The organism is Sporomusa sp., from assembly GCF_035561155.1.
Taxonomy (GTDB): Bacteria; Bacillota; Negativicutes; order Sporomusales; family Sporomusaceae; genus Sporomusa.
Genome location: NZ_DATMYD010000026.1, coordinates 1 through 7417, shown reverse-complemented (window position 1 = coordinate 7417; position 7417 = coordinate 1). Strand labels below are relative to the sequence as shown.

Annotated in this window: 7 protein-coding genes; 4 read left to right on the top strand and 3 right to left on the bottom strand. The window is 43.2% G+C overall.

All coding sequences use genetic code 11. The annotated features are described in order from the left end of the window. Window positions 1-19: 19 nt before the first annotated feature. From VN447_RS04285 to VN447_RS04275, 3 genes are all read left to right on the top strand, one after another. Window positions 20-595 (top strand): NAD(P)H-dependent oxidoreductase, encoded by a 576-nt coding sequence (locus tag VN447_RS04285; protein ID WP_325523161.1) that lies wholly within the window; start codon window positions 20-22, stop codon window positions 593-595. An 87-nt stretch (window positions 596-682) separates the two neighbouring features. Then, complete coding sequence (locus VN447_RS04280) at window positions 683-1243, top strand: flavin reductase family protein (protein ID WP_325523159.1); 561 nt, start codon at window positions 683-685, stop codon at window positions 1241-1243. 66 nt (window positions 1244-1309) lie between these two features. Then, a complete protein-coding gene (locus VN447_RS04275; RefSeq protein WP_325523157.1) occupies window positions 1310-1510 on the top strand; it encodes a hypothetical protein in 201 nt (66 codons plus the stop codon). 271 nt (window positions 1511-1781) lie between these two features. On the opposite strand, the gene VN447_RS04270 is transcribed toward VN447_RS04275, so the two are convergent. From VN447_RS04270 to VN447_RS04260, 3 genes are all read right to left on the bottom strand, one after another. Beyond that, the gene (locus tag VN447_RS04270; protein WP_325523155.1) at window positions 1782-3512 is read right to left on the bottom strand and encodes a B12-binding domain-containing radical SAM protein; all 1731 of its coding nucleotides are present in this window, start codon (window positions 3510-3512) and stop codon (window positions 1782-1784) included. After that, window positions 3513-4640 (bottom strand): cyclic nucleotide-binding domain-containing protein, encoded by a 1128-nt coding sequence (locus tag VN447_RS04265; protein WP_325523153.1) that lies wholly within the window; start codon window positions 4638-4640, stop codon window positions 3513-3515. It lies immediately after the preceding gene. Between the two features lie 171 nt (window positions 4641-4811). Then, on the bottom strand, window positions 4812-6458 hold the full coding sequence (locus VN447_RS04260) for an ATP-binding protein (RefSeq protein ID WP_325523151.1): 1647 nt from the start codon (window positions 6456-6458) through the stop codon (window positions 4812-4814). Window positions 6459-6719: 261 nt separating this feature from the next. Here VN447_RS04260 and VN447_RS04255 point away from each other — a divergent pair, with 261 nt between their 5' ends. After that, the gene (locus tag VN447_RS04255; RefSeq protein ID WP_325523149.1) at window positions 6720-7340 is read left to right on the top strand and encodes a TetR/AcrR family transcriptional regulator; all 621 of its coding nucleotides are present in this window, start codon (window positions 6720-6722) and stop codon (window positions 7338-7340) included. Window positions 7341-7417: the final 77 nt, after the last annotated feature.

Genomic DNA, 7417 nt, shown 5'->3' with positions numbered 1-7417 from the left:
GAATAGAGGAGGAATACATATGACGAAAAAGAGAATAGGGGTTCTTGTAGGCAGTCTGCGCAAGGAATCGTTTTGCCGGAAAATTGCGAAGGCATTACAGCTGCTGGCTCCTGAAGCCTTTGAGATGGAAGAAATCGAAATAGCCGGGCTGGAAATATACAACCAGGATTTCGATGACGAGGGTAACCCGCCTGCAGCATGGACAGCTCTCCGTGAACGCGTGAAAAGCTATGATGCAATTCTTTTCATAACCCCTGAGTATAACCGCTCTGTCCCTGCAGTGCTCAAAAATGCTATAGATATCGGCTCACGGCCATATGGCAAAAATGTATGGGATGGCAAACCCGGTGCGGTAGTGAGTGTATCACCTGGCGGAATAGGTGCTTTTGGCGCTAATCACCATCTCAGGCAGTCACTTGTCTGCCTGAATGTTCCTGTTATGCAGCAGCCTGAGGCCTATATCGGAAATGTTGCTACCCTTTTTGACGCTGATGGGGTTCTTAGTAGTGATAATACTCGCGAGTTTTTACAAAAGTTTTTGCAGGCATTTGCAACGTGGATTGTCAACAATGCCCCAAAACAGCCGCTGAAATAATCATTATATAACATATCTTCAGGTATCGGATTGTTTAGTCTGTAGATACTATCAGTGTAAAGGGCTGTTCAAAAAAGGGGGCATTCAATGGAAAAAATTAAGCTGCCCAACAGGCCAATTGGCCCATTTCCAACCGTGCTTGCCGGAGTAGAAGTCAATGGCAGGCCCAATTATGTTACAATAGGGGCCTGTGGAGTAGTAAGTCTTGACGCTGTACTTTATATATCCCTAAAAAGTACCCATTATTCGATCAAGGGGGTCAAAGAGACCGGTTTTTTCAGTGTCAATATACCCTCGGCAGAGACGGTTCGAAAAACAGATTATTGCGGTGTAGTATCAGGAAAGAATATAGACAAGTCAAATTTATTTACATCCTTCTATGATGATCTTGGCAGAGCACCAATGATCAAAGAGTGCCCGATGAACATGCTGTGTAAAGTCATTAATCAGGTACCAATGTTTGGGTTTGAGATGTTCTTTGGCGAGATTGTGGCTGTATATGGCAATGAGCAATGTCTGACAGACGGAAAATTAGATCCGCTAAAAGTTAACCCGATAATTATGATGGGGTCAGCTTACTTTAACTTGGGGCATGAAGTGGGCCAGATATTTAAAGAGGGTAGAGAATTTAAAAAAGAGTTAACCTGAGATGTAATATATTTCCAGGTATTAACTAGCTTAATCGGCAGATACTATCAGTGTAAAGGGTCTGTAATGGTTGAGCCAAGACTGGTATCGGGTCTGAAAGGGCTCGGTATTGGTCGGCCAAAGATTGGCGTCGGGTCGCAAGGTTCGGCGTTAGTCGGCGGGAAGACTGGCATGGGTCTCGAAAGGCTGTACGGTAGCCCAACTGTTGCCGTGTGGTCCCAAGGGATTTATGTTGGTCGAGCTAAGACTGCTATGGGTTGCGAATAATAGGGGTCGTTTGCAGTCGTGAGATTGCAGGCGGTTCAGTAGCTATCTGTGGTAGTCGAGCAAAGGTTTGCATCGGTTGTGTAATGCTTGTGGGTAGGCGAAAGTCTGCGTATAGGTATGTAATGATCGGTGTAGGCTGTAGCGTAGATCATTGCGGGCTCTTTACTTTATAGCGGATTATCTGAGTCACTCACAAGGAGTGACTTTTTTAGTTTGTGGAATGCATATAAAAAAAGCAGGCACCTTACGGTACCTGCTGAGTTAAGGACGTCTATTCGGTATAGGTTCTTGCCAGCTGGCGGCTGGCGGCATTAATGGAAGCTGTAATCTCCCGGGTATAATCGGTACTGCCGCTAATAATGTCAAGCAACGTTTTTTGTTTAAACCGGACGAGATCGAGTTTGGACTGAAGGCCAATTGCCTCAGTCATCATTAGGTATTCATCTGAAATATCTGTGGGAATACCAAGGCTTGCCGCGTATGCCCGGAGTTTTCCGGTCTCCTTTAGCACTGTTTTACTTTCCATATCGTTAAGCGAGGAGCCCAGATCATCCCAGAATTCAACAGGCTTATAAATTGAGTATTCATATTCCATGAATCGTTGGGTAAAGGTCGCGGCACCATCAGAGAATCTGAAACCAAATTTATCGGCCTCCTTATACCAATTTGTTTCCGGGAAAGGTCCGGGAGGATTCACAATAACCGTATCCGGCAGTGCTGCATCAATTAAGGTTATATTGGCCTGAAAGACTTCTTCCATAGCAATCCCTGGTGGCAATGGGCAGGGATAAATCAGCGAGAGTCCGACCCGGCAAGGCAAACTGACTGCGTCAGATGCCAGGCGAATAGTAGCGATCGTATTAATAATATCTTTTCGCTCGACCCCCTTATTCATTATTTCCCGGTTAACTCCGTCATGTCCGGTTTCACCGCCCATAAATACAGCCCTGAGACCAGCCTGAATCAGGAGGCGATAGGTTGCCAAAGTCTCCTCACTTACGTTGGCGGCACGAACAAACATAGAAAAACGGATATTCAGGCCATGTGTTAAAATAGCTTCGGCAATTTTCCGCCCATGAGCCATCGGCGTTTCTGAACTGCTAAACCGGAAGAATGATATTCCGCGTTGGAGCATTGCTTTAATCTCAGTAATAATATCCTCCACAGGTCGTGGCGTAAAAGGAACAGCGCAGCGGGTATGGGAGCAAAAGTTGCAATTATTCCAACTGCAACCAACACCGTCGACAATTGTGTGAAAAAGAATTTTGTCGTCAAGATCGGCGTTGTGATAGTTGGGAATTGTTTGGGCCGCCAATCCCCGGATAACATCGTTCTGATTGCCGGCAAATCCACCTGTTTTTAGCAACCGTCCCCCCAGTTGCTCGTGGACTTGCTCAAGAAAAACGCTTTTAGACTGGGTTTGCCGATATAAAGTAATAATCTTTTCAAGAATTTCTTCACCAGGACCCATGATGGCGAGATCAAATTCTGAGTGCGAAAGTACGAAATCTCCATATACTTTAACCTGCGGCCCGCCTGCTATAATGACTGTTTCCGGGCTATGCCGCCTGATTTCAGTGGCTAGTTCACGGCACCAGGTATAGGCTTCACCATACCATAGCTTGAGGCCGACGATTGGAATGTGCCTGTTCTTTAGGTCGACGGCGATATCGCGCAGCCTGTTACGCAGATATTCGCGCCTGCACTGGAGGGCATAGGCCTGCAACGGCCAAGCCGCAAGTAACAGACCGGCAGCAACCGGTTTGAGTCGGTAGGTTTTCATTAACAACCGCGTCATGACTTTTAAGAGCTGCAGGCACCACTGTGGTACACCATTCTCCAAAGTGGTTACTCTTTGATCATCGATAATCTCAGCCTGAATCCCTTTACTCTCCAGATAGGTACGAAGAATAACCAAGCTGTTTTCAAGGGCAGCATCTGAAACCACCCGCTGACGTGGGGCATAACTGTTAATCAGAAGTATATCCGGGGTGGGTTTCATTTATTTTACCTCCTTATATTGATTAAGACGCAGTTTCGTACCAATTTCCGGCCAGGAACGCTGAAGCTTTTCAAAGGAAAACCTGGATATCGTCAATATTTCACAATCAGTAACAGCCGTTGCATCAAACTGGTGATGAGTCTGGGCAAACAGTCCTACTGTGCCAAAGGCATTACCAGCCTTAGCATAGTGAACATATCCTGTTTGATCGGTAATACGCATTTTTCCCGCAATAAGCAGGTTAAGTTCGTTGCACACATCACCCTGACGGATAAACTCACTGTCTTGTCGGCATTCGACCGGAGTAGCTATACGAAGCAGGCCCTTAGCTTCGGCTTCATTTAAATTAACCAGAACATCTAAACCGGATAAGGGATCACCAACATGCTGTGTAACGAAATCCCATCGTGCCTGGTCACTGGTAAAAAGGTTAACAGGAAAGCGGGAGGCCTCAGGGAAGTTAGTTAGATACCAGTCTCTGGCCGCAGTTGAATTAGTGTACTTTTTGGCGATGCGTAAATAGGGTGAGCGAATAGCAATTAGATGTTCGATATCTTCAGGCATAAGTAAAATGGGAACAACAAATCCGTACCCTGGATCTTGAAAGCCAGCTGCAAAAGATTGATATCCCAATTGCTCATACATGGGGAGAAGGTATGGATTGCAGCCACTCAAATTAAACTGAATATTATGCTCTCTTAGAAATTCATAGCATCTTGCTAACAGGCGAAAAAATACAGGGGTCTTTCGATATAAGGGATCAACCATCATTTTGGTGCCAAAGCAGATATTTTTACTATTCGGATTGAAATTCTGGAAGCGATTGAGTTGAAAGGTACGTGCTAATTCGGTCGGAAAGTCACTAGCTTTACCAAAGGTTGCCCTGACTGTACCGATAATACGTCCATCTGATAATTTGGCGTAGGCTAGTTGACTCCATGAGTCTAGTTCATCAATTATAACTTTCCGGAAGTGATCGGTACTGGGAATAATACGATTCATTTCTTTAATATGAATTTGGTAACGAAAATGATAGATAGCCTGTTTTTCTTCTTCAGTATAAGCGTCAAGGATTTTAATATTTTCCCATTTCAAGTCAGATTCTAGTTTCAGTTGTTTGTTTAACATTGTTTGTCACTCCTTCACTTTTTTAATCGACGTGTAATAACGGGCAAGATTAATAGCAAGTTCACATAAAAATCACCTCCATAACGTTGTTAACCTTCCCGCCCCATCACTCATGTCAGATGAGTGTGAGGCGAAAAAAAAAAGGCCTTTCGGCCTCTTTCTTACGGTGTACTAGGTGCTTGGAAACCTTATATGAATTGTCGTCCCGGCCGATCCAGTGTCAATTTCAAGTTTAGCATTATGTCTATGAGCAATACGATAGCAGATGGCCATACCCAGGCCAGTACCGGTTTCTTTGGTTGTGAGAAATGGCTTGCCCAGGTTATCCAGAACCTGTTGGGGAATGCCTGTACCCTGGTCAGAGACGCTCAGTGTAATTTCATTACCGTTGACAGCGGTTTTAATGGTTAGTCTTCCTCCAGACGGCATAGCTTCGACAGCGTTACGGGTAAAATTGAGTATAAGCTGTTTTATTTCTTTGGCATCAAGATACAGGTTCGGAATTTCGCCAAGCTCAAGGATTGTTTCAATATTAGAGGAAACAGCATCAGCCTGAACCAAAGGATAGATCGTTAATATAATCTCATTAAGTTTACATTTTTTCATATCAATACTTTTATTTTTACTTAACGCGAGATATTCGGTAATAATATGGTTGGTTCGGTCAAGTTCGTCAAGTAACAAGGTAAACTGCTCTTTATAATGCTGAAACTCACGTTTGTTACCAAACATCTGCAAGTAGCCGCGCACAGTGGTCAGGGGATTGCGAATCTCATGCGCGAGATTCGCAGCCATTTGGCCAACAATGTTCAACCGGTCAAGACGCGATACATCCTGTTCCAACAAGACTCGCTTAGTAATATCACGCATAATTCCTTCAACTGCAAGAAGTTGACCATCTGAGCCAGTGACAATGTTCTGCTTTGGTTCTACCCATAGAATGTCACCGTTTTTATGTACCACCCGTAGTGTGGCAAACTCATTAAGAACGATTGGTGACTTAATCAGTTTCTTAAAATTTCCGTGGTCTGCTGGATGAATGATGCGTATAACATCGCGCAGCGTTTTTATAGAAATAGGATCATAGCCAATCAGCTTTTTCACAGAAGGACTAATGTATTCGAATCCAACAGGACTAGTCAATTGATACCGGTAAATAACATCAGTAGCGTTTTCTGCTAACAGACGATAGTACTTTTCTTTTTCTGCAAGTTCAACTCTGACTTTTTCAAAATAAATAAATACGATACCGATTGCAACTGTTGAACGAAGTAATGCATCTATCAGATAGCCCCAGGGAGCAAACCACCTAATTTGGAATAAAAACGGCATGTCAAATGCGTGGACGCCAAGCAGAAAAAAGCCTCCTGCAGTAAGCCAAATTCCCAGACCACTAATGTTCATTTGACTGACAACTTTCCCGGTACTGACATATGCAAATGCAATATAAATTGCGCCAGGCAGCAAATAGACCTCAGCCGGTAAACCAATTAATCTTCCAATTACAGAAAAGATCAGGACGAATACGCATCCTGACAACCAAACAATAGAGAATCTTCTTCCTGCCAACTCCATTGTACCAGCCGTTAGAAGCAGGCAATGTGCGAAAACAAAAACTCCATATAAAACTCCTAGTATCAGTGAGGACTGTTCGATAAAAGCAATTTCAAAAAAAATGATCCGGATTTCATGTATAACCCATGCAGCCATCCATTTTGCCAGGTAGCTATGCTTGTATTGGATGTAAAGATAGGTGTAGGTCAAAACCATTAATGTACTCGCGATGATATTCGTGGTTAAAGCGGCGTCCATAGACATGGAAGGACCTCCCGTAACCTTACTCTATATTGTGTAGAAGAGCTCTTACAGCATAGTACCAATTTATTTGGAGTATAAATCTATTTTTCTAGATAGGTACTGAATCTCCTTCTACATATTCCCATAATTTCCAATACTAACCGACAAGTTTTGTGAAATAATAGAAAGTAAATTATAGGGATGAACTCCTATAGTTCCAGCGTTGACTTTCACCATTATGTGAAATACAATTTACCTAACAACTGGTCGTTATGGAGGTTAATGGTGAGCAGTCAAACCAAAGTCAAGATTAAAAACATTGCTCTTAGCCTATTTGCTAACAATGGCTATGATGCAACAAGTATGGAGAAGATTGCGGCTGGAGTGGGAATTAAAAAATCATCACTTTATGCATTTATTACCAGTAAAGAAGCACTCTTTTGGGAGATATACGAAGATCTTGAGAGTCAATATCATAATTACATGGAGCAGGTTTTGTCAGAATCAGAAAACATGTTGCCACCAGAGCGACTGTATTATCTCTTTAAGAAGTATCTGATGGGCACTCAGAACACTTCTAATCAAGAAGGGCCGGCCGCGAGAACCTTTTGGATTCGCGTAATGTTTTTCCCGCCGGTTGCCTTAAAGGATAGACTGTTGACGCGGGCGCTAAACCATGAAATGGGACTTGGTGAGAGATACAAAGAGATAATCCAGGATGGCATTAGGCAAGGATTAATCCAGAAAGACCCGCCGGAAGAAATTTTGCTTTCTTACTATAGCTTAAGACAGGGTCTATATTCACTCATGAATGTATTCATGTCTGATCTGACGGAAGATCAGAAGCTTGACAAGATTGATAAGGTTTGGCGTAAGTATTGGCAAGGAATAAAAGGGAGATAGTATTAAGGATTCCGGTGTTTACCGGCATCCTTAATTTTTTTATTTTTGCTTATGGTATTAACTCGATGATCTTTTGT

What these genes read in the sequence shown, in the direction of transcription:
- VN447_RS04270 (WP_325523155.1), bottom strand. Translation starts at nt 3,512, where the DNA reads ATGAAACCCACCCCGGATATACTTCTGATTAACAGTTATGCCCCACGT.
- VN447_RS04260 (WP_325523151.1), bottom strand. Translation starts at nt 6,458, where the DNA reads ATGTCTATGGACGCCGCTTTAACCACGAATATCATCGCGAGTACATTA.
- VN447_RS04275 (WP_325523157.1), top strand. Translation starts at nt 1,310, where the DNA reads ATGGTTGAGCCAAGACTGGTATCGGGTCTGAAAGGGCTCGGTATTGGT.
- VN447_RS04265 (WP_325523153.1), bottom strand. Translation starts at nt 4,640, where the DNA reads ATGTTAAACAAACAACTGAAACTAGAATCTGACTTGAAATGGGAAAAT.
- VN447_RS04255 (WP_325523149.1), top strand. Translation starts at nt 6,720, where the DNA reads ATGGTGAGCAGTCAAACCAAAGTCAAGATTAAAAACATTGCTCTTAGC.
- VN447_RS04280 (WP_325523159.1), top strand. Translation starts at nt 683, where the DNA reads ATGGAAAAAATTAAGCTGCCCAACAGGCCAATTGGCCCATTTCCAACC.
- VN447_RS04285 (WP_325523161.1), top strand. Translation starts at nt 20, where the DNA reads ATGACGAAAAAGAGAATAGGGGTTCTTGTAGGCAGTCTGCGCAAGGAA.